Below are 26165 nucleotides of genomic sequence, written 5' to 3' on the forward strand. Positions count from 1 at the left end.
CACCGCGTAGAACACCGACCGATCCCGCAGCGCGGGCGCCGGTTGTGCCACCTGAAACAAGGACGCTTCATGGAACTGCGGCAGTTGCGCTACTTCGTTCGCATCGTCGAGCTCGGCTCCATGAGCCGGGCGGCGGCGGACCTGGACATGGTGCAGTCCGCGCTCAGCCAGCAGATCACGCGGCTGGAGGGCGAACTCTCCACGCGCCTGCTCCACCGCACGCCGCGCGGCGTGTCGCCCACCGAGGCGGGTGTGGCGTTCTTCCGCGAGGCCCAGCTCACCCTGCGCCATGCCGAGCAGGCCATGCGCGTGGCGCAGCAGGCGCGCCTGTCGGGCACCGTCAGCGTGGGGCTGGCGCCCACCACCTCGGCGGTGCTCGGACTACCGCTCATGCAGGCCATGCGCGAGCGTTACCCGGACGTGCGCCTGCACATGGTGGAGAGCATGTCGGGCCATCTGACGGCCATGCTCAACGCCCGCCAGCTCGACCTGGCGGTGCTGTTCGACACGCGGCTGCACCAGACCCGGCAGGCCGGTGGCGGGCGGCGCTGGGGCGTGCAGCCGCTGCTGGAGGAAGACCTGTTTCTCGTGCGCCGAGCCGCCGCGCCGCGCCTGCCCGCCGAGATCGCCATCGCCGACCTGGCCGACGAGCCGCTGATCCTGCCCACCGGCCCGCACGGTCTGCGCAGCACCCTGGACACGGCGTTTGCCGGCGCCGGCATCGCCCCGCGCGTGGTGCTGGAGGTGGACTCGCTCGCCATGGTGATGGCGGCTGTCGACGCTGGCCTGGGTTCCACGCTGCAGCCCTGGGCGGCCCTGGGCCGCTACCCGGACGCACCGCAGCGCTTCCAGTGCGCGCGCCTCACCGACGCCCCCGCGCGCCGCGTGAACCTGCTGTGCACCCTGTCGGACGACGAGCTGACCCCCGCAGCACTGGCCGCGCGCGTGGTGCTGCTGGACTGCGTGCGCTCGCTGCTGAGCGACGGCCGGTGGTTCGGTGCCACCGCCCTCGCCGCCGCGCCTGCCACCCATCACACTTCGTGATGCCCCCATGACGTGAGCCCGCTGCACAGCGGGCGCTGCTCTTTCTACATTCCCTCATGCGCCGGATGGATTCCGGCGCCCCACGAGAGAAAGCAGAAGGAAACCCATGTCAACGGACCCCGATGTCCTGGTGATCGGCGGCGGCAACGCCGCCCTGTGCGCCGCCCTCATGGCCCGCGAGGCCGGCGCCAGCGTGCTGCTGCTCGAAGCCGCGCCGCGCGAATGGCGTGGCGGCAACTCCGCCCACACCCGCAACCTGCGCTGCATGCACGATGCGCCGCAGGATGTGTTGGTCGATGCCTACCCCGAAGAAGAGTTCTGGCTGGACCTGCTGAAGGTCACCGGCGGCAAGACCAACGAGGCACTGGCCCGGCTGGTGATTCGCGCCTCGGCCACCTGCCGGCCCTGGATGCGCCGCCATGGTGTGCACTTTCAGCCCGCGCTGGCCGGCACGCTGCACGTGGCGCGCACCAACGCCTTCTTCATGGGCGGTGGCAAGGCGCTGGTGAACGCCTACTTCCGCAGCGCTGAAAAACTCGGCGTGCAGGTCCGATACAACGCGCCGGTGGACCGCATCGAGATGCACGAGGGCCGCTTCGTCGCCGCCCACGTGAACGGCGAACGCATCACCGCCAAGGCCTGCGTGCTGGCCGCCGGCGGTTTTGAATCGAACCGCGACTGGCTGCGCGAGGCCTGGGGCCAGAACCAGCGCGGCGAATGGCCGTCGGACAACTTCCTGATCCGCGGCACGGCCTTCAACCAGGGTGTGCTGCTGCGCCACCTGCTCGACGAGCACGGCGCCAACCGCATCGGCGACCCGACACAGGCGCACATGGTGGCGATCGACGCGCGCGCGCCGCTCTACGACGGCGGCATCTGCACGCGCATCGACTGCGTGTCGCTGGGCGTGGTGGTGAACCGCGAGGCCGAGCGCTTCTACGACGAGGGCGAGGATTTCTGGCCCAAGCGCTACGCGATCTGGGGCCGCCTGGTGGCGCAGCAGCCGGGGCAGATCGGCTATTCGATCATCGACAGCAAGGCCATCGGCCGCTTCATGCCGCCGGTGTTCCCGGGCGTCAAGGCCGACAGCCTGCCCGAGCTGGCGCTCAAGCTCGGCCTGGATGTGGACACCTTCATGCGCACGATGGACGGCTACAACGCCGCCTGCCGCGTGGGCACCTTTGACCACACCGCGCTCGACGACTGTCACACCGAGGGCGTCACCCCGGCCAAGACGCACTGGGCGCGGCCGATCGACACCGCGCCCTATTACGGCTACGCGCTCAAGCCCGGCGTGACCTTCACCTACCTGGGCCTGCACACCGACGACACGGCGGCCGTGCGCTTCAACCACCAGCCCAGCGACAACCTCTTCGTCGCCGGCGAAATGATGGCCGGCAACGTGCTGGGCCAGGGTTACACGGCGGGCGTGGGCATGAGCATCGGCACGGCGTTCGGCCGCATCGCCGGCACGAACGCGGCCCGGGCCGCCCAGGCCACCCGCACCACCGCCACAGGAGCCCACCATGCACACGCTTGAAGCCCTCGCGCGCGACGCCAGCGCTCTGGCGAACGGCGAGACCGTGCTGTCCGCCCCCGAAACCGAGGTGGCGCGCCAGATGCAGATCTGCAACGCCTGCCGCTACTGCGAAGGTTTCTGCGCCGTGTTCCCGGCCATGACGCGCCGGCTCGAATTCGGCAAGGCCGACATCCACTTCCTGGCCAACCTCTGCCACAACTGCGGCGCCTGCCTGCACGCCTGCCAGTACGCGCCGCCGCACGAGTTTGCGGTGAACGTGCCGCAGGCCATGGCCCAGGTGCGCGGCCAGACCTACGTGGACTACGCCTGGCCGCCGGCGCTGGGCCGGCTCTACCAGCGCCAGGGGCTCACGCTGTCGCTGGCGCTGGCGGCCGGTCTCGCGCTGTTCCTGGTGCTGGCCGTGGTGCTCAATGGGCAAGGCCTGGGTGCGCTGTGGAGCGCGCCGGGCGGCAACTTCTACGGCATCTTTCCGCACAACCTGCTCGTGAGTCTGTTCGCGCCGGTGTTCCTGTTCGCCACGCTGGCACTGGCCCTGGGCGTGCGCCGCTTCTGGCGCGATGTGACACCTGCCACCAGCGGCGCCCCGCTGTCGGCGCCAGCCACCGCCGAGGCGGCCGATGCCGTGCTGCGCCTGAAGTACCTGGACGGTGGCCACGGCGAGGGCTGCCACAACGAGGACGACGCTTACACGCTCTCGCGCCGGCGCTTCCACCACCTCACCTTCTACGGCTTCATGCTGTGTTTTGCCGCCACCAGCGTGGCCACGCTCTACCACTACCTGCTGGGCCAGCCCGCGCCCTACGACCTGCCCAGCCTGCCCAAACTGCTGGGCGCGGTGGGCGGCGTGAGCCTCGCGCTGGGCACGGCGGGCCTGTGGCGCCTGAACCTGAAGCGCCACCCGCAACACGGCGACGCCGCGCAAAAGCCCATGGACCTTGGCTTCATCGCCCTGCTGTTCCTCACCGCCACCAGCGGCCTGGCCCTGTGGGCCGCGCGCGGCACACCGGCCCTGGCGCTGACCCTGTGCCTGCACCTGGGCGCGGTGATGGCGCTCTTCGCCACCATGCCCTACAACAAGTTCGGCCACGGCATCTTCCGCACCGCCGCGCTGCTGCGGCACGCGGTGGAGAAGCGCCTGCCCAACCCCGTCGGCCTGAGTGCCGACTGAGCCGCAGCGCTGTTCGACCGTTTTCTTCCCCACGATTTCCACCCCAAGAACCTCACCGAGGAGACCTCACCATGCAAAAACGATACTTCCTGCGCGCCACCACGATCGCCCTTTCCTCCGTCGCGCTGGGCAGCCTGGCCCGGGCCCAGGACTTCCCGCCCAAAAAGCCCGTCACCCTGGTGGTCGGCTTCGCGGCCGGCGGCGCCGCCGACGCGGCCGCGCGCCTGATCGCCAAGAAGCTGGGCGAGAACATCGGCCAGACCGTGATCGTGGAGAACAAGGGCGGCGCCGGCGGCAACATCGCGCACCAGTTCGTCGCCAAGGCGGCGCCCGACGGCTCGGTGCTGCTGTTCGGGTCGGTTGGCCCGCTCACCATCGCCCCACATCTGATGAAGCTGGCCTACGACCCCTTTGTGGACCTCACCCCCATCTCGGGCGGCGTGTACTTTCCCAACGTGCTCGTGGTGCACAAAGGCCTGGGCGTGAAGACGCTGGCCGAGTTCGTGCAGCTGGAGAAGAAAAAACCCGGCAGCGTGGACTTCGCCTCTACCGGCCCCGGTTCGGCCTCGCACCTGGCGGGCGAGCTGTTCAACCAGCGCGCGGGCATCGACATGGTCCACGTGCCCTACAAAGGCGGCGCGCCCGCACTGCAGGACCTGCTGGGCGAGCGCATCGCCTCGTACTTCTCGGCGCCGCCCACGGCCATGCCGCACATCGAGAGCGGCAAGCTGGTGCCGCTGGCCACCACCGGCCTCACGCGCCCGGCCTACCTGCCCCACATCCCCACCGTGGCCGAGGCCGGCTACCCCGGCTTTGAGGCGCTGAACTGGTACGCCTTCGTGGCGCCGGGCAAGACCCCTGTCCCACTGCTCGATCGCTGGAACCAGGAGATCGTGAAGGCGCTGAACGACGCGGGCGTGAAGGACGCGTTGAAGCACCACGGACTGACCCCACAGCCCACCACGCGCGCCGAGTTCGCGGCGTTCATGAAGAAAGAATCTGCCCAGTGGGCCGCCATCGTCAAGGAGCGCAAGATCACGGCGGATTGAGCGCTGTCAAGCTCAATCAGTTTTCCACGGCGCCGGAGCGCAACCCAGCTGCATGACGGTGGGCCACCGAGGGCACCGCCGGGCCGGCTTTGCCGGGCGGCCAGTGCCGCCCCCTTTTGAGGGGGTCGCGCGAAGCGCGGCGGGGGTCACTTCAAGGGTGGTTGGCCGCCTCGGTGTGGATCACTCCGCCGCCCAGACAGACCTCGCCGTCGTACAGCACGGCGCTCTGCCCCGGCGTCACGGCCCACTGCGGCTCGGCAAACCGCAGCGTGATGCCGGTGGCGTCGGTCGCCAGCGTGCAGGGCGCATCGGCCTGGCGGTAACGCGTCTTGGCGGCGATGTCGGTCACCTGCGGCGCCTCGCCCGCGACCCAGCTCAGGTCCTCGGCGCGCAGCGCAGGCGAGAGCAGCCAGGGGTGGTCGTGGCCCTGCACCACCCACAGAATGTTCTTCTCCATGTCCTTGCGCGCGACGAACCAGGGCTCGTGCTCGTTGCCGCCTTTCTGCGCGCCCTTTTCTCGGATGCCACCGATGCCCAGGCCCTGGCGCTGACCCAGCGTGTAGAACGAGAGGCCCACGTGCTGCCCGATGGTGCGGCCCGTCGGGTCCTTGATCGGCCCCGGTTCCTTGGCGATGTAGCGGTTGAGGAAATCGCGAAACGGCCGCTCGCCGATGAAGCAGATGCCGGTGCTGTCTTTCTTCTTCGCGTTAGGCAGGCCGATCTCGGCCGCGATGCGGCGCACCTCGGTCTTGGGCAGCTCGCCCACCGGGAACAGCGTCTTGCTCAGCTGCGCCTGGTTCAGCCGGTGCAGGAAGTAGCTCTGGTCCTTCAGCGGGTCCAGGCCCTTGAGCAGCTCGTGTTTCCCGGTGGTGTCATTCAAACGAACCCGTGCGTAGTGCCCGGTCGCGATCTTCTCGGCGCCCAGGCGCATCGCGTGGTCGAGAAAGGCCTTGAACTTGATCTCGGCGTTGCACAGGATGTCGGGGTTGGGCGTGCGCCCGGCCGAGTACTCGCGCAGGAACTCGGCGAACACGCGGTCCTTGTACTCGGCGGCAAAGTTGACGTGTTCGATCTCGATGCCCAGCACGTCGGCCACCGAGGCCGCGTCCACGAAGTCAATGTTGGACGAGCAGAACTCGCTGTTGTCATCGTCCTCCCAGTTCTTCATGAAGATGCCGATGACCTCGTAGCCCTGCTGCTTGAGCAGGTGCGCGCTCACCGCAGAGTCCACGCCCCCGCTCAAACCGACCACCACACGTTGCTTGTTTGCCATGGGGTGGATTATCCCAGCCGGGCCTTTGAGGGGCGGGTCTGGGGCTTAGGCCAATGGCTTGACTTGTTGTCTATGTTGGGTAACATGGCCATTTCAACCAACTTGTGGGTAACGGCATGCAAACCCTCACCTCAGCCAAGGTGCAAGCCAACTTTGGTGCGGCGGCAGATATCGCCAAAAGCGGCGAAGTGGTCACCATCACCCAGTACGGGCGTCCGGCCCTGATGCTCCTGTCTTACAAGGAAGGGGAAGAGCTGCTGCGCCTGCGCGCAGCCGCCACGATGAATCGCTACCTTGAAGGGCGCGCCCAGACCATGCCGCAGGGCGAGCCTGATCTGAGCATGGACGACATCAACCGACTCGTCCATGAGCTCCGTACCTGAAAAGGTCGTCCTCGACACCAGCGTCCTCATCAGCGCCGCCATCTATCCCCAGTCGCCCGCCGCGCAGGCGGTGATGGCAGCTTTGCTGATGGGCCGCGTGTATCGATCAGAGGACACATTCGAAGAACTGCGGTCGGTGCTCACTCGCCCGAAGTTCGACCGCTACTTCATTGAAAAGGTGTTCACCCGGTTTGATTTCCTGGCCAGTTTTGAACAAGCCAGCGAGATCGCGGAGGTCAACCAGGTCTGCACCGATTGCGCGGACCCCAAGGACAACATGTTTCTCTCGCTGGCGGTTTCGGTTGGTGCGGACTGCATCGTGTCCGGCGACAAGGCGCACCTGATCTCGATGCACCCGTATCGGGGGATCGAGATTCTTTCGGTGGGGGACTTTCTGCGGAGGGTGCAGCGGCAGTAGTGCTGCGGCGAATGACCGTCATTTTCACCGCACTAAAAGCGGTGAATGCGGCACATAAATCGGGAAGCAACCCGCTTGCTCAAGATCACACCCGGAAGACGGACTACGCGCTGCAGAAGCATGGGATCGAGGTGAGGAAGTTCAGCCGGCTTCGATGCGTTGTCAATCGTCCAAATGAAGTGGGTGGACGTCTGCCCCGCTCACCTGTACGGAGAAGATTGCATCTGGCCAGACCTCGCCCTTGAACGCGTACAACAGAACGATTTCACCGGACCGCTGAACCTCGATCCCATCAAGTTTTAGCTGCGCCCACAGCATCTCGGGTGAGGTCGGCCATTCTTCTTCCCACAGGCGCTGAGCAACGTACGGTTGCCACAAGGAGAAGGGGGCACTGCGCAGGCGGCCCGAGAGCGTGGAGTAGTTGCCTAAACAGGCCCATACGGCCGTTCCAACGCTGTCATTTGGTGGTTCGCCTGTGCTCTCAATTCGCAGGGAGATGCGTTGCGAGCTGTCCGGCCAAGGCAAGTGGCCGCTCCAGCCACGCCGGTCTTGCGTCAACAACCCGAGGTTGGGATCGGTCATCTGCTTTTTGTTCGACCGGCCAAATAGCCTCATGTGGAGCCCCTTGCAACTCAAGGTGCAGTACCAAACTCTGCCTTGATCGGTGCCGAGCTCAAACGCCAGATCAGCCAGACCGACACCGCCGAAAAGGCCACCGCGATGGCGATAGAAACAATCCACATCGTCGACGCCATGCTCGCAAACTGGGCGTTGAACTCAGGGGGCACGTCTGCCATCGAGGGGATGGCAGAGAAGAACGATTGCTGGATGAAGACCCCGGCAATGTTCCACACGATGCTCAGCCCCATCAGGGCGATGAAGAACAGCCGGGCCCATTCCTTCCGACGAAGAAGGCCAATGCCCGATGCCAGCGAAACCACGGTCATCAGCCAGAACGCCACAAACATCGCGCGCATGTGGGCCAACATGAAGGTGACGAACGCTGGCATCTGCTCCATTTGCGGCCCGGACGGCATGGACATCTGGTCCATCGGCATCACGGTGAAGAAAAAGATGTTTTGCAAGGTCGAAATGACGACACCCAGCCCCGCCGGGATGATCGTGATCCAGGCGAGCGTGGTCACGAAGCTGGATCGCTGGGCGGGTGGGTTTGGTGTGAGCGTTGACATCTGTGTTCCTCCTTGTGTTCTGAGTCTACGGTGGCTTTGAAAGTTGTTGCCATCGGGCAGCGCAGGAGTCTGTTGGCTCAACAAATCGCTGGTTGGCAGGCTTGATATGCCGCATGCGCGAAGTGAGGTCTGAGCTACCGGCACCACGAACAAGGCCCGTTCGGACCTTCAACGCTTTTGACGCCAACCTGCAAACCGCCAGAACCCACGCACCCGGCCTGCGTCCTAAAGTCTGATCCATCGCCGCCGCAAGGTGGCTCTGTGAAAGACCCCCATGACCCGCCTCCCCACCCTGTTCATTTCCCACGGCTCTCCCACCTTCGCCATCGACCCCGGCATCGCCGGCCCGGCGCTCACGGCGCTGGGCAAGACGCTGCCACGCCCCAAGGCCATCCTGATCGTCTCGCCGCACTGGATGACGCGCGAGCCGCGCGTGGCGACCAGTGCCGCGCCGCAGACGGTGCACGACTTCGGCGGGTTTCCGCCTGCGCTGTACCAGCTGAACTACCCGGCCCCTGGTGCGCCCGCCGTGGCGCAGCGCGTGATCGAGGTGCTGGGCGCTGCCGGCTGGCCGGTGGCGGCCGATGCCCAGTGGGGGCTGGACCACGGTGCCTGGGTGCCGCTGCTGTACCTGTTCCCGGCGGCCGATGTTCCGGTGTTCCAGGTGTCGCTGCCCGCGCGGCTGGACGGTGAGCGTGCCTACGCCTATGGCCAGGCTTTGGCGCCGCTGGCGGAAGAGGGCGTGCTCATCATCGGCTCGGGCAGCCTCACCCACAACCTCTACGAGGTGCGCTTCGACGCACCCGACGCGCAAAGCGAAACCTACGCGGCCGAGTTCGCGGCCTGGATTCACCAGACACTGCGCAACGGCGACCACGCGCGCCTGCAGCAGACGATGGCGGCGGCGCCGCACGCCCAGCGCTCGCATCCCACGGCCGAGCACCTCTGGCCGCTGATGGTGGCCGCTGGTGCGGCGGGCGCCGAGGTGCCGGTCACGCGCATTGACGGCGGCATCACCTACGGCGTGCTGTCGATGGACTCGTACCTGTTTGGCGCCATTCCGTCGGTGGCCGAAGCGCCGGCCCTGGCCGAGGCCGCCTGATGGAACCGATGATGAACACCGACGACCTGATCCTTCATCAGCCCAGCGAGGCTGCGCGCCAGCTGGTGCTGCTGTTCCACGGCGTGGGCGCGAGCCCCGAGGGCCTGTTGCCGCTGGGCCAGGTGCTGGCGCGATCCGACCGCTGGGTGGTCAGCGTGCGCTCGCCGTTTCCGTCCGACATGGGCAGTGGCTGGCAGTGGTTTTCGGTGCGCGGCATCGATGAGGCGAACCGTGTCGAGCGCATCGCGGCGGTGATGCCGCGTTTCGTGCAGACCGTGAAGGCCTGGCAGGCCCGCACCGGGCTGGACGCCACGGCCACGGCACTGGCGGGCTTTTCGCAGGGCGCGATCATGGCGCTGGAGTCGACGCAGCAGGCGGTGCCGCTGGCCTCGCGCGTGGTCGCGATGGCTGGGCGGTTCGCCGAGCCGCCGCGGGTGGCGCCGGTTGGCACGGCGCTGCATTTCATCCACGGTACGCAGGACCCGGTGATCCCCGCGGCCCACAGCGTGGAGGCGGCTGAGCGCCTGCGGGCGCTGGGCGCGAGCCCGACGGTGGACGTGCTGCCCGGGCTGGGCCACGGCATCGACGAGCGGGTGCTCGCGCTGTTGGTGCGCGCGCTCGCGCCGGATGCCGTCGCGGCTTGACTTGAGGAGATTGCGATGAACGCCCCTGCCTTGCCCAGCACCCTGCACCTCGCCATCGGTACCGCCGAGACCACGGCGGTGCTGTCGCTGCCGGACGGAAGCGAACAGCGCTGGCGCCTGCCCATCGGGCTCGGCACGCTCTGGCCCGTGCCTGTCTCGAAGCAAGGGCCGTCGGCGTTGGCCATCGAGCACGCGATCCAGACCGTGGAAGACGCGATCCAGCCGCTGGCGGGCCACATTCCCGCGGGTGCCCGCCTGGGGGTCGCGGCCGGGGCCATGGCACCGTTGCAACGCGCTGGTGCCATTTGGGGCCTGACGCACGAGGCCATTCCGCTCGCGCAGATCGAGCGCGAGTACCAGCAGCTGGCGGCGCGGGCGGTGGGTGCGCCCCAGGCGCACGGCAGCGGTTTCGACGATCCAGCGGGTGACGCGCTGGTGCTGATCCTGCGCGAATGCCTGCACCACCTGGGTTTTGACGCGGTGCATCTCACCGCAGCGTGAGCGAGAGCGCCACAGGGGCCGCGGCTGTCACGCGGTTTTCACGGTATTGACTTATGGTGGGCTTTGCCGGATTCTGCGTCTGGCCGTCACCGGGCCCACACGCGCTGTGGCGCCATCCCAACCCAAGCACACCCTGAAAGCGATCTCCCCATGAAGAGCAAGTTGTCCCGCGTTGTTCTGGCCACGCTGTTGCTGGCCGCCGGTGCCGCACAGGCCCAAGACAAGACCCTGCGCCTGCTGACCTGGGCCGACTACGTGCCCAAGGACGTGCTGGAGCAGTTCACCAAAGAGACCGGCATCAAGGTCGAGGTCACGCTCTCGAACAACGAAGAGATGATCTCCAAGCTGCGCGCCACCGCCGGCGCCGGCTTCGACCTCGCCCAGCCCAGCCAGGACCGCATCGCCGGCCCGCAGAGCGAGTTCAAGATCTACAAGCCCATGGACCTGAGCAAGATCAAGTCCGACCAGTTCATCGCGCCCATGCTCGAAGCCACGCGCCTGAACACCAGCATCGACGGCAAGGTCTATGGCCTGCCGCACATCTGGGGCACCGACGGCCTGGTGATCAACACCAAGACCTCCAAGGCGGCCGACTACACCGACCTCTGCGCGGCCGACAACGCCGGCAAGGTCAGCATGCGCCTGAAGCGCCCCACGCTGATCGCCTTTGCCTTCGCCAGCGGCAAGAACCCGTTTGCGCTGTACAGCGACGCCAAGGCCTACGGCGCGCTCATGGACGACGTGGGCAAGGCGCTCACCGAGTGCAAGAAGAATGTGAAGTTCTACTGGGACGGCAAAGACCAGCTGCTCGCCGGCATGCGCTCGGGCGAGCTGACCACCGCCATGATGTGGGACACCGGCGGCTGGGGCCTGAACAAGACCCACGCCGACATCAAGTTCATCGCGCCCAAGTCGGGCGCGCTGGGCTGGGTCGACACCTTCGCCTTGCCGGCCAAAGGCAAGAACGACGAGGCCGCCTACGCCTGGATCAACTTCAACATGCGTCCCGAGATCGCCGCCAAGGTGGCCGGGTCGGCGGGCAACTTCACCGCCAGCAAGGGCGCAGACCAGCTGATGGACCCGGTGCTCAAGAAGCAGTTCGCCGAGAGCTTCCCCGAGGCCGCGATCAAGAACATCAAGTGGTACCCGGCCGTGCCTGCTGGCATTGAAGACATCGAAGGCCGCGTGCTCGACCGCGTCAAAGCCGCCAAGTAAGCCCATGCCCGCCGCCGTGAACGCCACGGACCGCGCGGGCACACCCGATCTTCAGATCCAGGCCGTCCGCAAGCGCTATGGCGCGTTTGCGGCGGTCGACGATTTGAGCTTCGAGGTGCGCCAGGGGTCCTTCTTCTCCATCCTGGGCCCCTCGGGCTGCGGCAAGACCACCTTGCTGCGCATGATCGCGGGCTTCATCGCCCCCGACGCGGGCGACCTGCGCATCAAGGGCGTGTCGATGAACGGCGTGCCCCCTAACCGGCGCCCGGTGAACATGGTGTTCCAGCACCTGGCGCTGTTCCCGATGATGAATGTGGGCGAGAACATCGCCTACGGCCTGGAGCGCCGCGGCGTGAAGGGCGCGACCGCCAAGGCCAAGGTCACCGACATGCTGCGGCGCGTCGGCCTGCCCGGCAGCGAGGGCAAGCGCATCGATCAGCTCTCGGGCGGACAGAAGCAGCGTGTGGCGATCGCGCGCTCGCTGGTGCTGGAGCCCGCGCTGCTGCTGCTCGACGAGCCGCTGGGCGCGCTCGACCTCAAGCTGCGCGAGCACATGAAGGTGGAGCTCAAACAGTTGCAGGCCGAGGTTGGCACCACCTTCGTCTACATCACGCACGACCAGTCGGAAGCGCTGGTCATGTCGGACCAGGTCGCGGTCATGAACCACGGCCGCTTCGAGCAGCTGGGCACGCCCCAGCAGCTGTATTACCAGCCGCAGACCGCGTTCGTCGCGGGCTTTGTCGGCAACAACAACCGCTTTGAAGGCACCATCGAATCGCGCAGCGGCGAGCAGGTCTTGCTGCGCACACCGAGCGGCATGGGCCTGTGGTCGCAGCGCGTGGGCCAGGTGGACGTGGGGCAGCAGGCCCTGCTGTTCATCCGCCCCGAAGCCATCGAGATCGGGCGCAGCGCGCGCGAGCTGCCGGCCGGTGAACCGGCCTGGACAGCGAAGGTGCAGAGCGTGCTGTTTGACGGCGGCAACTCCACCGTGCAGGTGCGCGAAGACAAGAGCGACACAGCGCTGCAGATCGCGCTGCCGCTGACCGGCCGCCTGGCCGACCTGAAGACGGGCGAGACCGTGCACTTCGGTTACCAGCCCGCGCAGGCCTGGTGTTTCAGTGCCTGATGCCATGAGCGACATCGCCACCCACCGCCGCTGGATGCTCGGCCTGCTGCTGGCCCCCGCCTTGCTGTGGCTGGGCGGGCTGGTGATCCTGCCGCACGTGGAGCTGCTCGTGCTCTCGCTGCAGGCGCGCGTCGGCCCCGGCGAGTACGCGGCCAGCCTCGACCAGTACCGCACCTTCGTGGACGAGCCGCTGTACTGGAACACCTTTGTGCGCACGGCCACGGTGTCGGTGCTGGCGACGGTGTTCACGCTGCTGCTCGCGTTCCCCGCCGCCTGGTACATCGCCAAGGTGGCGCGCGGGCGCATGAAGATGGTCTTGCTGGTGCTGTGCCTGCTGCCCTTCTGGGTCAGCGAGATGGTGCGCACGCTGGGCTGGCTGATTTTGCTGCGCGAGACCGGCGTGGTCTCGGGTCTGCTGCAGGCCACGGGTCTGGCCGACCAACCGGTGGAGCTGCTGTACCACGACGCCACCATCCTCGTGGGCCTGGTTTACGCCTCGCTGCTGTTCATGGTGATCCCGCTGGTCAACAGCCTGGAGAGCCTGGACGACAGCCTGATCGAAGCGGCCTACGACCTCGGCGGCAGCACGGCCAACATCGTGCGCCGCATCGTCATCCCGCACGCCGCGCCGGGCATCGCGGCCGGCTGCATCGTGGTCTTCATGCTCTGCCTGGGCAACTACCTCACGCCCACGCTGCTGGGCGGCAAAAACTCGCTCTGGTTCACCGAGCAGATCTACACCCAGTTCATCACCCGCTTCAACTGGAACCAGGGCGCGGCCTTCGGCTTCCTGCTGCTGGCGCTGTCCAGCCTGCTGGTGTGGATCGGACTCCGACTGACCGGGCAGCGCTTCGGTGCCGTCATGAAAGCTTCGTGATGAAAGAGGCTCGCCCATGATCCCCAGTCTGCCCCGTCCCCCGTTGCAACGTTTCGGCCTTGGTGCGTTCGTCGCGGCCTTCTTCGTGTTCCTGTTCGTGCCGCTGGTGGTGGTGGCGGTGTTCGCGTTCAACAACGCCGACTACCCGACCCCGCCGTGGATGGGCGTTACCTTCGACTGGTTCACTGCGAACACCGACGCGCGCACCGGCCTGCTGTTCGACGCCGAGCTGCTGCAGGCTATCGGCGTGAGCGCCTGGGTGGCCGTGTGGGTCACGCTGCTGTCGGTGGGGGTGGGCACCTGCAACGCCTTCCTGTTGGAACGTTTCGAGTTCCCGGGCAAGAGCGCCATTGCGCTGCTGAGCATGGTGCCGCTGGTGATTCCGGGCGTGATCCTGGGCATCTCCATCCTCGCGTTCGCGAGCCGCATCGCCAACTTCGCCGACGAGACCTGGGGCCTGGAGCTGGACTTCCTGCGGCCCGGGCTGCCGCTCGTGATCCTGGGCCAGTTCTGCTACATCGTGACCATCGCCACGCTCACCGTCTCGGCCAGCCTGCGCCGCTTCGACCGCACGCTGGAAGAGGCCGCCTACAACCTCGGCGCGAGCCGCCTCGCGGTGCTCTGGACCATAACCTTGCCCTACCTGCGCCCGAGCATGATCGGTGCGGCCGCGATGGCCTTTCTGATGTCGTTCGAGAACTTCAACACCACGCTGATGCTGGTGGGCTCGGACGCGCCGCTCACCGTGCTGATGTACGGCCGCATGCGCGAGGGCGCGACGCCGGTGCTCAACGCGGTGAGCCTGTTCCTGATGATCGCGTCGGCCCTCTTGGCCGTGCTGATGCTGTGGCGCAGCGGCGCTCGGGCATCCACCGAAAGCGCCTGACCCGTCTCGCTGCGGCGCACCTGTAACGGAGCACACCGGTGCTCACACTTTCACACAGGCTACTTAAGGTTGACTTCATGTGAAACCCTTTCAATACACCCACCAGCACTTGCTGGGTTGCTATTGAAAAGGATGTTCCATGAAATCGTTTGTCGTCTCCGCCCTGTTGATCGCTGCCTCCGGTGTCGCCCTGGCCGGCCCCATCTGCAATGTGCCCAAGGAGAAGTGGATGCCCGAAGCCACGTTCAAGAAGGGCCTGGAAGAGAAGGGTTACCAGATCAAGACCTTCAAGGTCTCCAAGGGTGAGTGCTACGAGATCTATGGCTTCGACAAGGCCGGCAAGAAAGTCGAGATCTACTTCGATCCCGCCACCGCTGCCGTTCTCGAAACCAAGTGATCCCGATTGAGCGATGAAGCCTTCTGCCACCCTTGACGCCAGCCGACCGGTCTGGGACCTGTTTGTCCGCGTGTTCCACTGGACCCTGGTGGTCTGTGTGCTGATGAACAGCTTTGTGCTCGACGACGGCGAGACCGTCCACCAATGGGCGGGCTACCTCGCTTCGGCCCTGGTGCTGGCGCGGGTGGTGTGGGGCTTTGTCGGATCGCGCCACGCGCGGTTCGCTGATTTTTTTCCGACGCCGGGGCGCATCGCGCGCCACGTGCGCGGCATGTTCTCGGGTCACGCCGAGTTTCACTGGGGGCACAACCCGCTGGGCGCGCTGATGATGATGGCGCTCATGGGCATGGTGCTCGCGCTGGGCGTCACCGGCTGGATGCAGGGGCTCGACGCCTACTGGGGCGAAGAGTGGCTGCAGGAGCTGCACGAGGTGATTGGCGAGGCGCTGATCATCCTGGTGGGGCTGCACGCGGCGTCTGCGCTGATCATGGGGCGCATCGAGCGCACCCGGCTGTTGAAGGCCATGGTCACAGGCGTCAAAGAACGCTACTGATCGAGCGCCTCCACCACGGCGTGGCACACTGCCGCGCATGTCCCGCGTCGATCCTTCCGAAGTTGAATTCACCGCCATCCGCGCGCAAGGCGCGGGCGGGCAGAACGTCAACAAAGTGTCCAACGCCGTGCACCTGCGTTTTGCGGTGCACGCTTCGTCGCTGCCCGAAGCGATCAAGGAGCGCCTGCTCGCCTTGAGCGACCAGCGCATCACCACCGAAGGCGTGGTGGTCATCAAGGCGCAGACCAGCCGCAGCCTGGAGCAGAACAAGGCCGAAGCGCTGGAGCGGCTGCAGGCGCTGGTGGACAGCGTGGCCACGCTGCCCAAGGCGCGCAAGCCCACCAAACCCAGTTTCGGATCTAAACAGCGCCGCCTTGAAGGCAAGTCGAATCGCTCGCAAGTCAAACAGCTGCGTGGCCGTGTGGGTGGCGGCGACTGATCAGCCCTTGCGTTGCACCGAGGGATCGGTGTGCACCGTGTTCAGAGGAAAGCGGTGCCCCGCCTGGTGGTCGTCGATGCAGCGCTGCACCAGCGGGCTGCGGTGGCGTTCGGGGCATTCCCGCAACTCGTCGGGCGTCATCCACAGCGTGCGCACGATGCCGGTATCGAGATCGCGTTGCACATCGAAGTCGCCCAGTTCGCCGCAGTAGGCAAAGCGCAGGTAGGTGATGTCTTCGCCGGTGGCCGGGCGCTGAAAACGCGAGAGGTAGATGCCGACCAGTGCCGTGGGCGTGAACCGGTGGGCGGTCTCTTCCAGTGTTTCGCGGGCCACGCCCTGCTCGGGGCTCTCGCCCGGGTCGAGGTGGCCGGCCGGGTTGTTCAGGCGCAGGCCTTCGGGCGTGTGTTCTTCCACCAGCAGGTAGCGACCATCGCGCTCGATGATCGCGGCCACGGTGGCACTGGGTTTCCATCGGGTGTTCATGGCCTGCATTATCCCGACCGACCGTTCGGGTGTTCCTTGGCGCGGGAGGTCTTGCCGCATCGTGAAATGTCCCGTGCGCCGCGTGTGGGTGACGGTCACCGGGCTCCGTGCAAACCCTTATGTGACAAGGGCTTGCGCAGGGCGGGGGTTCCGCGGTCGTCGGTTAAGCTGCCTCGCAACCTTTTTTAACGCCCCTGCATCAAGGACTCTTTATGACTTCTGGCGCTTTGACCGACACAGCCGCCCCCACCCCGCAGCGCATTGGTGTGCCGCGCGAGATCTTCACTGGCGAAAAACGGGTGGCCACCGTGCCCGACGCTGTGGTCAAGCTGGTCAAGCTGGGCTTTGGCGTGGTGGTGGAAAGCGGCGCGGGCGAGCTGGCCCAGCTCAGCGACGACGACTACCGCGAGGCCGGCGCCAGCATCGCGCCGACCGCGGCCGAGCTGTGGAGTGGCAGCGACATCGTCTTCAAGGTGCGCCCGCCCACGCCAGATGAGGTGGCGCTGATGCACGCAGGGCAGACGCTGATCGGCTTCATCTGGCCGGCCCAGAACCCGGAGCTGATGCAGCAGCTCGCGGCCCAAAAGGTGACGGCGCTCTCCATTGACGCGCTGCCGCGCACGCTGAGCCGGGCGCAGAAGATGGACGCGCTGACTTCGATGGCCGGCGTCAGTGGCTACCGCGCGGTGGTCGAGGCGGCCAACGCCTTCGGCCGTTTCTTCAACGGCCAGATCACGGCCGCGGGCAAGGTGCCGCCGGCCAAGGTCTTCATCGCCGGTGCGGGCGTGGCCGGTCTGGCCGCCATCGGCGCGGCCGCCAGCCTGGGCGCCATCGTGCGCGCCAACGACACGCGCGCCGAGGTGGCCGACCAGGTGGTCTCGCTGGGCGGCGAATTCGTCAAAGTCGACTATGAAGAAGAGGGCTCGGGCGGCGGCGGTTACGCCAAGGTCATGAGCGAGGGCTTCCAGCAAGCGCAGCGCGAGATGTACGCGAAGCAGGCGCGCGAGGTGGACATCATCATCACCACCGCCCTGATTCCTGGCAAACCGGCGCCCAAGCTGATCACCGCCGAGATGGTGAAGACCATGAAGCCCGGCAGCGTGATCGTCGACATGGCGGCCGAGCAGGGCGGCAATTGCGAGCTCACCGTGCCCGGCGAAGCGGTGGTGCGCCACGGCGTGACCATCGTCGGCTACACCGACCTGGCCTCGCGCATGGCGCGCCAGTCGTCCACGCTGTACGCGACCAACCTGTTCCGCCTCAGCGAAGAGCTGTGCAAGACCAAGGATGGCGTCATCAACGTCAACATGGACGACGATGCGATCCGCGGCCTGACCGTGGTCAAGAACGGCGAGATCACCTGGCCGGCCCCGCCGCTGGTGGCCGCACCCAAACCGGTGGCCAAGCCCGCCGCCGCGGTGGTGAAAAAAGGCGGTGGCCATGGCGAACCGTCGGGCCCCATGCCCGCGGGCAAGCTGGCCATCGTGGCCGGCGTCACGGCCGTGCTGTTTGCGCTGGTGGGCGCCTACGCGCCGGCCTCGTTCCTGTCGCACTTCACGGTGTTCGTGCTGGCCTGCTTTGTGGGCTACATGGTGGTGTGGAACGTCAAGCCCGCGCTGCACACGCCGCTGATGAGCGTGACCAACGCCATCAGCTCGATCATCGCCATCGGGGCGCTGGTGCAGATCTCGCCCATGGCCAATGCCACCGAGCGGCCCAACACGCTGATCATCGGCCTGGCCGCTGCGGCGCTGGTGCTGACCGCCATCAACATGTTCGGCGGCTTTGCCGTCACCCAGCGCATGCTGGCGATGTTCCGCAAATAAGAAGGAGACCCTGAATGTCTGCAAGTCTGGCCACGGTCTCCTACATCGGAGCGACCATTCTCTTCATCCTCAGCCTGGGCGGCCTGTCCAACCAGGAAACCTCGCGCCGCGGCAACCTGTTCGGCATGATCGGCATGGCGCTGGCCGTGGCGGCCACGGTGTTTGGCCCGCAGGTCACCGCCGCCGGGCTGCCCTGGATCATTGGTGCCATGGTGTTCGGCGGGGCCATCGGCCTCTATGCCGCGCGCACCGTGCAGATGACACAGATGCCCGAGCTGGTGGCGCTGATGCACAGCATGGTCGGCATGGCCGCGGTGCTGGTCGGCTACGCCACCTATGTGGACCCGGAAGCCACCAAGGGCTTCGAGGGTGCGGCGCACACCATCCACGCGATGGAAATCTACATCGGCATCTTCATCGGCGCGGTCACCTTCTCGGGCTCGGTCATCGCCTTCGGCAAACTCTCGGGCCGTGTCGGCGGCAAGCCCATGTTGCTGCCCGGGCGCCACTGGATGAACCTGGCCGGCCTGATCGCGGTGATCTACTTCGGCCGCCTGTTCCTTCAGGCCGAGACGCTGCAGGACGGCATGCTCCCTCTGTTCGTGATGAGCGGCATTGCGCTGCTGTTCGGCATCCACATGGTGATGGCCATCGGCGGCGCCGACATGCCGGTGGTGGTGTCCATGCTCAACAGCTATTCGGGCTGGGCCGCCGCGGCCACCGGCTTCATGCTGAGCAATGACCTGCTGATCGTGGTAGGCGCACTGGTCGGCTCCAGCGGCGCCATCCTGTCCTACATCATGTGCAACGCGATGAACCGCAGCTTCATCAGCGTGATCGCCGGCGGCTTCGGCACCACCGCTGCCGCGCCCAAGGCCCCGGGCGGTGCGGCCGCGGAGCCGGTGGGCGAGGTGACCCCCATCCTCGCTGCCGAAACCGCCGAGATGCTGCGCGAGGCCAAGAACGTGATCATCGTGCCCGGCTACGGCATGGCGGTGGCGCAGGCGCAGCACACGGTGTTCGAGATCACCAAACACCTGCGCGAGAAGGGCGTGAACGTGCGCTTCGGCATCCACCCGGTGGCCGGCCGTATGCCCGGCCACATGAACGTGCTGCTGGCCGAGGCCAGGGTGCCCTATGACATCGTGTTCGAGATGGACGAGTTGAACGACGACTTCCCGGACACCGATGTGACCATGGTCATCGGCGCCAACGACATCGTGAACCCGGCGGCGCAGGATGATCCGACCAGCCCCATCGCCGGCATGCCGGTGCTCGAGGTCTGGAAGGCGCGCACCTCCATCGTGATGAAGCGCAGCATGGCCTCAGGCTATGCGGGCGTGGACAACCCGCTCTTCTACAAGGACAACAACCGCATGTTGTTCGGCGACGCCAAGAAGATGTTGGACGAGGTGCTGGTGGCTCTCAAGAGCTGAGTCCCCGGTCCACCAAAGGAAGGGGCCGTTGGCCCCTTTTTTGTGTTCGCGGCTTGCGCGCCTGGTGCATTCGAAAACATTCTGGCCGTGGCACGTGCGAAGGTGCGGGCGCGTTGAAGCGTGGGGCACGTTCGGCATGAACCAATCCGTGTGTCAGGCTCCCATGACCTAGCGGTCAGAATTCTCCGCGGGCGCTCGCTCGCGCCGGAATGCATCCCACCAGTGCCTGGTGTGCGTGGCCGCATCGTAGGCCTTGCGGCCGGGCACCCGGAGCTCCACCTCGGTGCCGCGCCCGTGCGCGCTGCGGACGTCCAGCTGCCCACCGATGATGGCGGCGCGCTCTCGCATGCCGGGCAACCCGAAGTGGCTGGCCGGCTCCTGGCCTTCGATCGTCGCCGCTTCGATGCCTTTGCCGTCGTCTGCGACCGTCAGCCGGAACTGCCGCACGCCGTAGTGCAGCGTGACGGTGATGTGCCGCGCGCCGGCGTGGCGGAAGCTGTTGCGCAGCGCCTCGCCTGCGATGCGGCACGCCTCCTCTCGCGCGAGCGGGTTCAGGTGGCGCGACGGCCCGTCGACCGCGACGCCGATAACGGGAGCGTCGGCCGCCGGATGGGCATTGGTCAAGTCGGCGCCAATCGCAGCGATCGCCTCGGCGAGGTCGTTGACCTCGACGGTCGAGGCACGCAGGCCCCGCACGGTGTCGCGCCCTTCGACGATGGCCGCCTCTGCACGGTCCAGGGCGAGCTCGAGCCGCTGTTTCGCTTCGATCGGCCGCTCCGGCAGGGCATCGATGGCCGTGCGGAACCAGAGCAGCGACGCCTGGTACGTCTGCAGCAGGGTGTCGTGCAGGTCGCGTGCGATGCGTGCACGCTCGCCGAGTCGCGCATAGAGTGCGATCTCGAACCGGCGGTGCAACTGGCGCACGCGCAAGCGGTACGCGAGCCAGAGCGCCGTGAGCAGCAATGCGGCGACCAGGAGCCGGAAATACCACGTCGCATACCAAGGCGGTGGGACGCGGATCTTGAGCTCGCTGCCGTTCCAGTCTCCGCGGGCACCGCGAGCCTGGACCCGAAACGTGTAGTTGCCCGTCGGCAGCATCGTGTACGTCGCGCTGCGCCGGGCGCTGTCGGTCTCGTTCCATTTCTCTTCGAGCCCTTCGAGCCGGTACCGATAGCGCGTGCGCACCGGATCGACATAGTTCAAGGCGGCGAAGTCGAACGACACGATGCTGCGCGGTTCCAGCTCCAGCGAAGCGGCGGACCAGATGGGCTGCTGTAGCGGCGCGCTTCCCGGCAGCACCGGCTCGCCGAACAGGCGGAAGTCGGTCAGGAACACCGGCAGAGCGGGCTCGCGCGCGACGACCTGCCCGGGGAAGAATGCCACCAGCCCCTTTTGCGAGCCGAAGAACATCTCACCCCCCGAGCTTTGGGCGGCGACCACGGGGTTGGCGAACCGATCGGTCAACAGACCATCCGATGCGTGATAGTTCGTGAAGGTCTCGGCGTGCGGATCGAACCTCGACAGCCCGTTCGGGGTGCTGAGCCACAGGCGTCCGTCGTCTTCTTCCAGGATGCCGATGACCGTGTCTGCCGCAAGCCCGGAGCGCGAGGCGTAGGACGTGAATGTCGCGTTGCGTGGATCGAGCTTGCCCAGCCCGCGGAAGGTCGCGGCCCACACCGTCCCGGAGCGGTCGACGTGAACCGAATTGACGCGGTTGTGGCCGGGCGGTTGCGCGGCGCGGAGCTCGGCATCGAAGACCTTGAAGGTGCCCGAGCGCGGATCGAAGCGGTGCACGCCGCGTGACGAGGTCGCCAGCCACAGCACACCGCTCGCGTCCTCCGCGATCGAGCGGTATTGGACCAGACCTTTCGGTTGCGGCCTGAAGGTCGAGAAGTCCTGCGTCGCTGGCTCCCAGCGGCTCAGGCCGAAATCCGTCCCGACCCACAGGCTGCCACCGCGATCGACCCGCAACGCTGCGACGCGGTTGTGGTTCAGTGATCGCGGGTTGGAGGGATCGTTGGCGAAGTTCGTGTACCCGCCCGAACCGGGATCGAAGCGAACGACACCGTTGCCGTTCGTGCCGAACCACAGATGGCCGGCGCTGTCCTTCGTGATCGCGCTGACGCCTCGCGCGAAGGCCGGCTGGTCGATCTGTGTGACCTGATCCGTCGTGCGATCGACACGGTTCAAGCCGCGGTCGGTGCCGATCCACAGCGTGTCGGGGTCTTCCGCGTACGCCGCAGTCACCGCGCCTTTGCCGAGGCTCTGCGGGACCGCCTGCTGGTGGCGGTACGACCGGAACCGCGGGCGCTCGGTGTCGAAGCGGTAGACGCCCCCCGCTCTCGTCGTCGACCAGAAGCGCCCGTCGCGATCCCTGAACAGGCCGATGACGAGGTCGTCGCGCAAGCCGTCGGGATCGTCGGGGTTGCTCTGGTACCAGATCGCCTGCTTGCGGTCCGGCGTCAGTTTCACGAGACCGAGCTTGTTGGTGCCGAGCCAGAGCGCCCGGTCGTGGTCCTCCTGGATCGACACGACGCCCGAGGACGCGTTCGGCGCCAGTCCGCCGTTGCGAAACTCGTAGACCGTGACTTCGCCGCTGGCGACGTCGACCGAGGCCAGATCGCCTCCGGCGGACAGACCGAACCACAGCTTTCCGCTGCTGTCCTGGAACGGCCTCGATGGAAAACCCGTGCTGACGAACTTGCGTCCGGACGCCGTCTCAAGCTTGATGTGACGCGTGACCTTGCCCGAGCGCCGGTCGAGCACGTAGAGCCCATCGCTGCTGGTGACCCACAGGGTGCCGTCTGGCACGGCCGCCATTGCGATGACGCGCGTCTCGCCGACCCCGGGCGTGTAGCGCGGCCGATGACAGGAGGTCTTTGACGTGGCCGGATCCAGGGCCGTCAGGCCGTCGTCCGTCGCGAGCCAGATCACCCCATCCTGATCCTCGACGATGTCGTGGGCGATCCTGACGGTGCCACAGGCCTCGTTGGGCGACCGGTATTGCGTGAAGCTGCCGGTCGCAGGGTCGTATCGATTGAGCGAGTCGTCGGCGCCGATCCACAGCCGACCCGCGCGGTCACTCGCCAGCGACTGGCCGATGATGAAGCCGACGCTGTTCGCGCTCTGGCCATCCGGAACCTTCATGAAACCGTAGCCGTCGTAGCGCTGCAATCCGTCGGCGGCGCTCAGCCAGAGAAACCCGAACCTGTCCTGCGCGATCCGTTGCAGCGGAAGCGGCGCGGAGGGCGCCTGCATCGGGTGAAACTGGATCGGTGCGCCCGTGACGAGCGCAACGTCGACGACGGGAATGTCTTGCGCCCGAGCAAGCCCGCAAGTCGCCAACGCGGCCAGTGCGGCAAGGGTGGAGAACAACGCAAGTGCGTTAAGGCTCCGCCTCTTCTTTTCATGCATCACACGCCTCTCAGCCCTCTGGCAGCCCCAATTCCGCAAATCGAGCGGTGGAACGTGCGTTGACGGCGACTTGAATTTTAGGCGCTTCGGGTAGGCGATGACCAGTGCGGCCCACTTCGAAGTTCTAGTTGCGGCGCCGATTCAAAGGTCGGCACTGTGGTCGACACCAGCCGCCTCCGGCTGCACCACCGGCAATGGCAGCTCCACGCGGAACCGGGTGCCGTGGCCGAACTCGCTGCTCACCTGCACCCGTCCGCCCATGTCGCTCACCAGCGCGCGGGTGATCGCGAGTCCCAGCCCGGTGCCACCGCTGCGGCGCTGCACATCGCCCACCTGCTCGAAGGGATCGAAGATGCGTTCCAGGTCGTCGGGTCGCATGCCGACGCCGGTGTCCTCGACGTCCAGCTGCAGCAGCACCTGCGCCGGGCCTTTCGGCTCGGCATGGGCGCGCAAGGTGACCGTGCCTTGGTCGGTGAACTTGATCGCGTTGCCTATCAGGTTCAACAGCACCTGCCGCAGCCGGCGCTCGTCGGCCAGAACCGCCTGCGGCAAGCCTGCCCCGGCATCGAACACGAACGCCAGGCGCTTCTCTTGGGCCTTGACGTGCATCAGGTTCACCACCGTCTGCAGGGAGTTCGCCAGGTTCACCGGCTCCGGGTTCAGCTCCGTGTGGCCAGCCTCGATACGTGCCAGGTCGAGGATGTCGTTGATCAGCGCCAGGAGGTGCTTCCCGCTCTGGTGAATGACGTCCAGGCGGCGCGCTTGCTGTGAGCTCAAACCGCCCTCCATGGTCAGCAACTGCGCGTAGCCGAGCACGGCATTCAGCGGTGTGCGCAACTCGTGGCTCATGCTGGCGAGGAACTCGCTCTTCGCGCGGTTGGCCGCCTCGGCGGCATGCCTGGCATCGCGCTCGGTCTGGACCATGCCCCGATGGAGTTCGGTTACTTCGGCCTGCTCACGATCCTGGGCATCCAGCTTCGACAGGATGGTTCGCACCTGGCTTTCAACCGTCTCTTCGCTGAGCCCGACCGCTTGCGCGATCTCCTTGTAAGCGTTGCCCTGCGCGATGAATCGCAGGACGCCGATCTCTGCCGGCGTGAGGCCCTCGTCCGTGCCCTGCATGGCCTGCTCGAACGACACTTCCGAGGGCAGCACCTTGCGGCCGGCGTGCACTGCGCGTATGGCGTCGCGCAGCTCCTTGTGCAAGGCTGTCTTCAGCAGGTAACCGCGAGCGCCGGCCTGCAGGGCGCGCTGCGCCTGAGCGTCGTCGGCGTAGGTGGTGAGCACGATGATCCGCGCGTCGGAGAACTCGGCCCGGATGGCGCCGATGGCGTCGAGCCCACCCATCCCGGGCATCTGCAAATCCATGAGCGTGACGTCGGGGCGGTGGGCGCGGAACTGCTCGATCGCCTCGCGGCCGTTGGCCGCTTCGGCCACGAGGGCCATGTCCGACTCCGTGGACAAGAGCATCTCAATACCCTGCCGCACGATCGGATGATCGTCGACACAGAGAACCCGGATGCGAGTCAGTTTTTCGGTCATTTGCAGATATCGAAGGGTGCAGATTTCTTGCGCAGAATGTCCGATCAGGCAGTCGACGATCTACTGTACTCCGCTCCGTCTGGGGCACCAAATTCAGCCTCCCGCTCCGGTCCTGCCGCCATGGGGGCAGTGGGTGCCTTGGTCTGCATTGGGAAAACCAGTATGGTGGGTGGCTGCAACCTGATGCAAACTGAAAAACTCATCATCGCAAGACGCGAGGCACTGTGACACCTCGGGACGAACAAGCCGGTAGAGAAGCGACATCTGACCTGGTAACGGAGTTGCTCCTGGAATGGATCGGCGGCCATGCGTCGCCGGTCATGGTTGCGGATGGGTCAGGGCAGGTGGTGTTTGCGAACGATGCGGCCTGCGCATGGCGCGGCCATGACCGCAAGGAGGTTTTGCAGGAGCGCATTCAGGACATCGATGACGCCCTCTGGCGCGCGTGGTCGGACACCGACCACCCCCATTGGCAGCCGGGGCGATTCTCCGAATGGCAGTCGTGGCACGAAACCGAAGACGGTCGTCGCGTTGCGACGAGCTTTCGCCTTCAGGCGCTGGCATTGCGCGGGCAACGCTTCCTGATGCTGGTGTCCGGCGAACTCAATCCCCATCAGGAGGTTGAGCAGGAGCGATCACTTGCTTTCGTGCAGGGCGGGGACTTCTCTAGGATCGAAACGGGTCTGCTCAACAGTGCCGGCCGCTCATTGACCAGGAAGCCCAGGGGCACCAACGAGTCGACCCCCCTTCAAGGCATGCACGTGTTGGTGGTGGATGACAACGAAATCAACCGGGAACTGGCCACCAGCATCTTGGCCAGCCACGGGGCTACCGCTATCACAGCCAACGATGGACAGGCTGCGGTGAAGATGCTGGAGAGCGACGCGAGTGCTTGCGATGTTGTCTTGATGGATCTGCAAATGCCGGGTATGGACGGTATGCAGACGACTGCGCAGATACGCCAACTGCCTGGATGCAAGCGCCTGCCCATCGTGGCATTGACGGCCAGTGCTTTCAATGAACAGCGTGTGGCTGCGCTGCGTGCCGGTATGGACGCCGTGGTCACCAAGCCGTTTGATGTCAGCGGCCTTGTTCGTCTGCTGCTCCGACTGGTCAGGGGCGTTGCCGGGGATGATGGTCGCGACACCGACAGCTCGTCTGCCCGGCCACCTGCGGTGCCTGCCAGTGCCCCGTTGTTGGTGGACTTCGATGCGGGCCTTGCGTTGTGGCAGGACGCCGAGCAATACCGCCACCACCTTCATCGGTTTGTGAAGGAGCATGAAGGCGAGGCGCAGCGTGCCGGCACGTTGCGGGACGAAGACCTCATCCTTTTGGTGCACAAGACGCGAGGCAGCGCCGCAGCGCTGGCGTTGGCAGCGATTGCCGAGGCGGCCAGCCAATTGGAGGATCACTTGCGAACGGGCGCACGCGACCTCAATGCGATCACCCGTTTTGCCTCGGTGATCAGGCGTACCTGTGTGGCCATCAACAAATACCTGGGCGTTTCTAACACCGATTGACCGCTCCCTTTCGGGCCTGCGCTGATTCGAATCAGCGTTGATAGAGGCAGCGAGTTGAAAAGGGCAGCTTCAAGGCTTGTGTCAGAATTCTGTCAGGGAAAGCACGCGCTCGGGTTGTGGGCCGGAACGTGAGAATGCG

25 protein-coding genes are annotated in these 26165 nt (G+C 66.3%); 19 read left to right on the plus strand and 6 right to left on the minus strand.

All coding sequences use genetic code 11. The annotated features are described in order from the left end of the window. Positions 1–69 precede the first annotated feature (69 nt). From B0E41_RS12055 to B0E41_RS12070, 4 genes are all read left to right on the plus strand, one after another. Positions 70–1044, plus strand: a complete 975-nt coding sequence (locus B0E41_RS12055; protein WP_077331397.1) for a LysR substrate-binding domain-containing protein — start codon at positions 70–72, stop codon at positions 1042–1044. Between the two features lie 106 nt (positions 1045–1150). Next, positions 1151–2584, plus strand: a complete 1434-nt coding sequence (gene tcuA, locus B0E41_RS12060) for an FAD-dependent tricarballylate dehydrogenase TcuA (protein WP_077331398.1) — start codon at positions 1151–1153, stop codon at positions 2582–2584. Beyond that, positions 2571–3752 (plus strand): tricarballylate utilization 4Fe-4S protein TcuB, encoded by a 1182-nt coding sequence (gene tcuB, locus B0E41_RS12065; RefSeq protein WP_077331399.1) that lies wholly within the window; start codon positions 2571–2573, stop codon positions 3750–3752. Before tcuA ends, tcuB begins: the two co-directional genes overlap by 14 nt. A gap of 71 nt (positions 3753–3823) precedes the next feature. Further along, a complete protein-coding gene (locus B0E41_RS12070; RefSeq protein ID WP_077331400.1) occupies positions 3824–4801 on the plus strand; it encodes a tripartite tricarboxylate transporter substrate binding protein in 978 nt (325 codons plus the stop codon). A gap of 151 nt (positions 4802–4952) precedes the next feature. Here B0E41_RS12070 and mnmA read toward each other — a convergent pair whose 3' ends face one another. After that, positions 4953–6074 (minus strand): tRNA 2-thiouridine(34) synthase MnmA, encoded by a 1122-nt coding sequence (gene mnmA / locus B0E41_RS12075; RefSeq protein ID WP_077331401.1) that lies wholly within the window; start codon positions 6072–6074, stop codon positions 4953–4955. Between the two features lie 116 nt (positions 6075–6190). Between mnmA and B0E41_RS12080 the strand changes: the two genes are divergently transcribed. Then, entirely contained in the window at positions 6191–6457 is a 267-nt protein-coding gene (locus B0E41_RS12080) for a type II toxin-antitoxin system prevent-host-death family antitoxin (protein ID WP_077331402.1), read from the plus strand. Next, positions 6441–6875, plus strand: coding sequence for a putative toxin-antitoxin system toxin component, PIN family (locus B0E41_RS12085; RefSeq protein ID WP_077331403.1), 435 nt, complete (start codon positions 6441–6443; stop codon positions 6873–6875). The genes B0E41_RS12080 and B0E41_RS12085 overlap by 17 nt, the downstream gene beginning before the upstream one ends. A 162-nt stretch (positions 6876–7037) precedes the next feature. Here the strand turns inward: B0E41_RS12085 and B0E41_RS12090 are convergent, their stop codons facing one another. Both B0E41_RS12090 and B0E41_RS12095 read right to left on the minus strand, forming a co-directional pair. Next, positions 7038–7457, minus strand: coding sequence for a hypothetical protein (locus B0E41_RS12090; protein WP_143433801.1), 420 nt, complete (start codon positions 7455–7457; stop codon positions 7038–7040). Between the two features lie 50 nt (positions 7458–7507). Then, positions 7508–8065, minus strand: a complete 558-nt coding sequence (locus tag B0E41_RS12095) for a DUF2127 domain-containing protein (RefSeq protein ID WP_077331405.1) — start codon at positions 8063–8065, stop codon at positions 7508–7510. Positions 8066–8339: 274 nt separating this feature from the next. Between B0E41_RS12095 and B0E41_RS12100 the strand changes: the two genes are divergently transcribed. From B0E41_RS12100 to arfB, 10 genes are all read left to right on the plus strand, one after another. Then, the gene (locus tag B0E41_RS12100) at positions 8340–9167 is read left to right on the plus strand and encodes a class III extradiol ring-cleavage dioxygenase (RefSeq protein WP_077331406.1); all 828 of its coding nucleotides are present in this window, start codon (positions 8340–8342) and stop codon (positions 9165–9167) included. Next, positions 9167–9811, plus strand: a complete 645-nt coding sequence (gene ypfH, locus B0E41_RS12105) for an esterase (protein WP_253194808.1) — start codon at positions 9167–9169, stop codon at positions 9809–9811. The genes B0E41_RS12100 and ypfH overlap by 1 nt, the downstream gene beginning before the upstream one ends. A 15-nt stretch (positions 9812–9826) precedes the next feature. Then, a complete protein-coding gene (locus tag B0E41_RS12110; protein WP_077331408.1) occupies positions 9827–10312 on the plus strand; it encodes a hypothetical protein in 486 nt (161 codons plus the stop codon). 150 nt (positions 10313–10462) lie between these two features. Then, entirely contained in the window at positions 10463–11527 is a 1065-nt protein-coding gene (locus tag B0E41_RS12115) for an extracellular solute-binding protein (RefSeq protein ID WP_077331409.1), read from the plus strand. A gap of 4 nt (positions 11528–11531) precedes the next feature. Next, entirely contained in the window at positions 11532–12653 is a 1122-nt protein-coding gene (locus B0E41_RS12120; RefSeq protein WP_077331410.1) for an ABC transporter ATP-binding protein, read from the plus strand. Between the two features lie 4 nt (positions 12654–12657). Beyond that, the gene (locus tag B0E41_RS12125) at positions 12658–13530 is read left to right on the plus strand and encodes an ABC transporter permease (protein ID WP_077331411.1); all 873 of its coding nucleotides are present in this window, start codon (positions 12658–12660) and stop codon (positions 13528–13530) included. A gap of 16 nt (positions 13531–13546) precedes the next feature. Beyond that, positions 13547–14416, plus strand: coding sequence for an ABC transporter permease subunit (locus tag B0E41_RS12130; RefSeq protein WP_077331412.1), 870 nt, complete (start codon positions 13547–13549; stop codon positions 14414–14416). Between the two features lie 139 nt (positions 14417–14555). Continuing rightward, a complete protein-coding gene (locus B0E41_RS12135) occupies positions 14556–14813 on the plus strand; it encodes a PepSY domain-containing protein (protein WP_077331413.1) in 258 nt (85 codons plus the stop codon). Positions 14814–14826: 13 nt separating this feature from the next. After that, positions 14827–15366 carry a cytochrome b/b6 domain-containing protein gene (locus tag B0E41_RS12140; protein WP_077331414.1) on the plus strand — a complete coding sequence of 180 codons (540 nt, stop codon included), beginning with the start codon at positions 14827–14829 and terminating at the stop codon, positions 15364–15366. A 37-nt stretch (positions 15367–15403) separates the two neighbouring features. Continuing rightward, on the plus strand, positions 15404–15805 hold the full coding sequence (gene arfB, locus B0E41_RS12145; RefSeq protein WP_077331415.1) for an alternative ribosome rescue aminoacyl-tRNA hydrolase ArfB: 402 nt from the start codon (positions 15404–15406) through the stop codon (positions 15803–15805). On the opposite strand, the gene B0E41_RS12150 is transcribed toward arfB, so the two are convergent. Beyond that, positions 15806–16288 carry an NUDIX hydrolase gene (locus B0E41_RS12150; protein ID WP_077331440.1) on the minus strand — a complete coding sequence of 161 codons (483 nt, stop codon included), beginning with the start codon at positions 16286–16288 and terminating at the stop codon, positions 15806–15808. A 212-nt stretch (positions 16289–16500) separates the two neighbouring features. On the opposite strand from B0E41_RS12150, the gene B0E41_RS12155 reads away from it, so the two are divergent. Both B0E41_RS12155 and pntB read left to right on the plus strand, forming a co-directional pair. Continuing rightward, positions 16501–18114 carry a Re/Si-specific NAD(P)(+) transhydrogenase subunit alpha gene (locus B0E41_RS12155; RefSeq protein ID WP_077331416.1) on the plus strand — a complete coding sequence of 538 codons (1614 nt, stop codon included), beginning with the start codon at positions 16501–16503 and terminating at the stop codon, positions 18112–18114. A gap of 14 nt (positions 18115–18128) precedes the next feature. Continuing rightward, on the plus strand, positions 18129–19550 hold the full coding sequence (gene pntB / locus B0E41_RS12160) for a Re/Si-specific NAD(P)(+) transhydrogenase subunit beta (RefSeq protein ID WP_077331417.1): 1422 nt from the start codon (positions 18129–18131) through the stop codon (positions 19548–19550). A gap of 168 nt (positions 19551–19718) precedes the next feature. On the opposite strand, the gene B0E41_RS12165 is transcribed toward pntB, so the two are convergent. Together B0E41_RS12165 and B0E41_RS12170 are read right to left on the minus strand one after the other, a co-directional pair. Then, positions 19719–22964, minus strand: a complete 3246-nt coding sequence (locus tag B0E41_RS12165; RefSeq protein ID WP_077331418.1) for a sensor histidine kinase — start codon at positions 22962–22964, stop codon at positions 19719–19721. Positions 22965–23105: 141 nt separating this feature from the next. After that, complete coding sequence (locus tag B0E41_RS12170; protein ID WP_077331419.1) at positions 23106–24506, minus strand: ATP-binding protein; 1401 nt, start codon at positions 24504–24506, stop codon at positions 23106–23108. A 281-nt stretch (positions 24507–24787) separates the two neighbouring features. Here B0E41_RS12170 and B0E41_RS12175 point away from each other — a divergent pair, with 281 nt between their 5' ends. Next, positions 24788–26026, plus strand: a complete 1239-nt coding sequence (locus B0E41_RS12175) for a response regulator (RefSeq protein ID WP_143433802.1) — start codon at positions 24788–24790, stop codon at positions 26024–26026. Positions 26027–26165: the final 139 nt, after the last annotated feature.

The organism is Hydrogenophaga sp. A37 (genome assembly GCF_002001205.1).
Taxonomy (GTDB): Bacteria; Pseudomonadota; Gammaproteobacteria; order Burkholderiales; family Burkholderiaceae_C; genus Hydrogenophaga.

What these genes read in the sequence shown, in the direction of transcription:
- B0E41_RS12055 (WP_077331397.1), top strand. Translation starts at nt 70, where the DNA reads ATGGAACTGCGGCAGTTGCGCTACTTCGTTCGCATCGTCGAGCTCGGC.
- tcuA (WP_077331398.1), top strand. Translation starts at nt 1,151, where the DNA reads ATGTCAACGGACCCCGATGTCCTGGTGATCGGCGGCGGCAACGCCGCC.
- tcuB (WP_077331399.1), top strand. Translation starts at nt 2,571, where the DNA reads ATGCACACGCTTGAAGCCCTCGCGCGCGACGCCAGCGCTCTGGCGAAC.
- B0E41_RS12070 (WP_077331400.1), top strand. Translation starts at nt 3,824, where the DNA reads ATGCAAAAACGATACTTCCTGCGCGCCACCACGATCGCCCTTTCCTCC.
- mnmA (WP_077331401.1), bottom strand. Translation starts at nt 6,074, where the DNA reads ATGGCAAACAAGCAACGTGTGGTGGTCGGTTTGAGCGGGGGCGTGGAC.
- B0E41_RS12080 (WP_077331402.1), top strand. Translation starts at nt 6,191, where the DNA reads ATGCAAACCCTCACCTCAGCCAAGGTGCAAGCCAACTTTGGTGCGGCG.
- B0E41_RS12085 (WP_077331403.1), top strand. Translation starts at nt 6,441, where the DNA reads ATGAGCTCCGTACCTGAAAAGGTCGTCCTCGACACCAGCGTCCTCATC.
- B0E41_RS12090 (WP_143433801.1), bottom strand. Translation starts at nt 7,457, where the DNA reads ATGACCGATCCCAACCTCGGGTTGTTGACGCAAGACCGGCGTGGCTGG.
- B0E41_RS12095 (WP_077331405.1), bottom strand. Translation starts at nt 8,065, where the DNA reads ATGTCAACGCTCACACCAAACCCACCCGCCCAGCGATCCAGCTTCGTG.
- B0E41_RS12100 (WP_077331406.1), top strand. Translation starts at nt 8,340, where the DNA reads ATGACCCGCCTCCCCACCCTGTTCATTTCCCACGGCTCTCCCACCTTC.
- ypfH (WP_253194808.1), top strand. Translation starts at nt 9,167, where the DNA reads ATGGAACCGATGATGAACACCGACGACCTGATCCTTCATCAGCCCAGC.
- B0E41_RS12110 (WP_077331408.1), top strand. Translation starts at nt 9,827, where the DNA reads ATGAACGCCCCTGCCTTGCCCAGCACCCTGCACCTCGCCATCGGTACC.
- B0E41_RS12115 (WP_077331409.1), top strand. Translation starts at nt 10,463, where the DNA reads ATGAAGAGCAAGTTGTCCCGCGTTGTTCTGGCCACGCTGTTGCTGGCC.
- B0E41_RS12120 (WP_077331410.1), top strand. Translation starts at nt 11,532, where the DNA reads ATGCCCGCCGCCGTGAACGCCACGGACCGCGCGGGCACACCCGATCTT.
- B0E41_RS12125 (WP_077331411.1), top strand. Translation starts at nt 12,658, where the DNA reads ATGAGCGACATCGCCACCCACCGCCGCTGGATGCTCGGCCTGCTGCTG.
- B0E41_RS12130 (WP_077331412.1), top strand. Translation starts at nt 13,547, where the DNA reads ATGATCCCCAGTCTGCCCCGTCCCCCGTTGCAACGTTTCGGCCTTGGT.
- B0E41_RS12135 (WP_077331413.1), top strand. Translation starts at nt 14,556, where the DNA reads ATGAAATCGTTTGTCGTCTCCGCCCTGTTGATCGCTGCCTCCGGTGTC.
- B0E41_RS12140 (WP_077331414.1), top strand. Translation starts at nt 14,827, where the DNA reads ATGAAGCCTTCTGCCACCCTTGACGCCAGCCGACCGGTCTGGGACCTG.
- arfB (WP_077331415.1), top strand. Translation starts at nt 15,404, where the DNA reads ATGTCCCGCGTCGATCCTTCCGAAGTTGAATTCACCGCCATCCGCGCG.
- B0E41_RS12150 (WP_077331440.1), bottom strand. Translation starts at nt 16,288, where the DNA reads ATGAACACCCGATGGAAACCCAGTGCCACCGTGGCCGCGATCATCGAG.
- B0E41_RS12155 (WP_077331416.1), top strand. Translation starts at nt 16,501, where the DNA reads ATGACTTCTGGCGCTTTGACCGACACAGCCGCCCCCACCCCGCAGCGC.
- pntB (WP_077331417.1), top strand. Translation starts at nt 18,129, where the DNA reads ATGTCTGCAAGTCTGGCCACGGTCTCCTACATCGGAGCGACCATTCTC.
- B0E41_RS12165 (WP_077331418.1), bottom strand. Translation starts at nt 22,964, where the DNA reads ATGCATGAAAAGAAGAGGCGGAGCCTTAACGCACTTGCGTTGTTCTCC.
- B0E41_RS12170 (WP_077331419.1), bottom strand. Translation starts at nt 24,506, where the DNA reads ATGACCGAAAAACTGACTCGCATCCGGGTTCTCTGTGTCGACGATCAT.